This window comes from Collinsella aerofaciens, from assembly GCF_015558785.1.
Taxonomy (GTDB): Bacteria; Actinomycetota; Coriobacteriia; order Coriobacteriales; family Coriobacteriaceae; genus Collinsella; species Collinsella aerofaciens_P.
In genome coordinates, this window is the sequence record NZ_JADMOP010000034.1 from 1 (window position 1) to 1,217 (window position 1,217).

General features: G+C 66.1%; 1 protein-coding gene. It reads right to left on the reverse strand.

Going from position 1 to position 1,217, the window contains the following annotated elements; all coding sequences use genetic code 11:
* Nucleotides 1–14 precede the first annotated feature (14 nt).
* Nucleotides 15–1,156, reverse strand: a protein-coding gene (locus tag I2G40_RS09505; protein WP_370448105.1) for an IS3 family transposase whose coding sequence is annotated in 2 segments (ribosomal slippage) — nt 15–898 and nt 898–1,156 — 1,143 coding nt in all. Because the reading frame shifts where the segments join, the coding sequence is not laid out codon by codon here.
* Nucleotides 1,157–1,217: the final 61 nt, after the last annotated feature.

The window sequence follows — 1,217 nt, forward strand, 5'->3', positions numbered from 1 at the left end:
TGGATTGGCAACACCTATTTGGACGATTCCGGGAGGGACAGCCCCGCCTCCCTGAACTCGACCGGAGACATGTAGCCCAGCGTCGAGTGGATCCTGAAGTTGTTGTACCAGTGCACGTAGTCCGAGAGCTTGGCCCGGAGCTCGCGCGTCGTGCCGAACGTCTCGCGGTGGACGAGCTCGGCCTTCAGTATCCTGTTGGTCGACTCGTCGACGGCGTTGTCGTAGGGGCAGCCCTTGGCCGACAGCGACCTCTCAATGCCGAAGGCCTCGAGCATCAGGTCGATCTCGGCGTTGTCGAACTCGCTGCCGCGGTCCGTGTGGAAGACCTCGATGTCCGAGATGGGGAAGGAGAGCGTCGCGAACGCCGACTTGACCAGCCGGGCGTCCTTCCTGGGCCCGGCGGAGTGGCCGACGATCTCCCTGTTGTAGAGGTCGACGAGCAGGCAGACGTAGTTCCACGAGGCCCCGACGCGCACGTAGGTCAGGTCGCTGCATATATGGGTGCGCGGCGCCCTGCCGCCGAAGCCGCGCGCGACGACGTTGGGCACGTCGGCCTCGTTGACCGCCCCGGGGTGCACCTTGAACCTCTTCCTGCCGTATGCGCTGACCAGGCCGTTCTCCCTCATGATGCGGCAGACCCGGCGCCGGCTGACGGTGACGCCCGACCTCTCGAGCGACGCCTTTATCTTGCGCGAGCCGTACCGGCCCTTGCTGGCGGCGTGGGCCGCGACCACGGCCGGCGCGGCGGGGTCCGGCGCGGCGGGCCGGTCGGCCCGCGAGCGCATGGAGTAGTACGTCGACCTCGCGACGCCGAGGAGCCTGCACTGCGCTGATATGGGGTAGCGGCCCTCGTTGGCCGCTATGGCCCTCACTTTCGAGCGTATATCAGCGCCGCTTGTTTTAAGACGTCGACCTCCATCCGGAGCCTGCGGTTCTCGCGCTCGAGCTCCAGGATCCGGTTCTGCTCGGGCGTGCGGTTGCACGCGGCGCGCGGCGAGCCGGTCGCGTTTATCGACTTGATCCACCTCTCCACGGTGCTCTTGCCGAGGTCGTACTCGTCCATGATCTCGCGCTTGGGCTTGCCGGCGTTGTAGAGGTCGACTATCTGCCTCTTGAACTCGTCGGTGAAATGCCTCGGGTGCCTGGGGTCCCTCATATACGGCCCTCCCGTCTCCTGCGCCCCTCCCGGAACTGTCCACATCAGTGTAGCCAATCCA